Raw genomic sequence first — 538 nt, forward strand, 5'->3', positions numbered from 1 at the left:
ACGATGTCGGCCATCATCGCCTGGACCGCGGGCCGGGAGGCGTTGCTGGCCATTCCCACCAGGAAGGCGACGGCGGCCAGGACGAGCGCTCGGCGTGCCGCCGGGTGCCCGCCGAGTCCGGTGGCCGCGGAATGTGGCAGCACAAGCCGCCAGTGGGTACATCCGAGGCATTCACAGTCGCTCTCGGGATCGAATTCCTCGAATACCGGAGCCGCCATGCGATTCCCCTCACACTCCTGATGGAAAAGTCCGCGCTTCTGCACGTCCGTCAGTTTCTCAACTGTCACCGGGTATCGCATGTTGACGGTCCAAATGATGTACGGGTTGCCTCCGGCGGTTCGGGAGGGGGTTGCTTTTTCCCTGCGGGCGGGTGGGGGCCGGCCGCGCAGTTCCCCGCGCCCCTGAAATGGCTGGGGCCGGTGCGTTGCCTGCGAGGGGGCGCGGTCCTGCGCGCCCCTTTGGGGCAAGGCCGTGAAGTTACGGGCTGATCGTCGGCGTCAAGATGTTGATGCTGAGGGTGGCTTTGTAGGTGCGTCGG

At 66.4% G+C, this 538-nt stretch carries 1 pseudogene; it reads right to left on the bottom strand.

What is annotated here, in order from left to right:
• A pseudogene (locus tag O3Q52_RS53990) lies at positions 1–218 on the bottom strand (hypothetical protein); the annotation flags it as partial.
• Between the last annotated feature and the right edge of the window lie 320 nt (positions 219–538).

Origin of the sequence: Streptomyces sp. ActVer (assembly GCF_027270795.1) — a bacterium.
Lineage (GTDB): Bacteria > Actinomycetota > Actinomycetes > Streptomycetales > Streptomycetaceae > Streptomyces > Streptomyces umbrinus_A.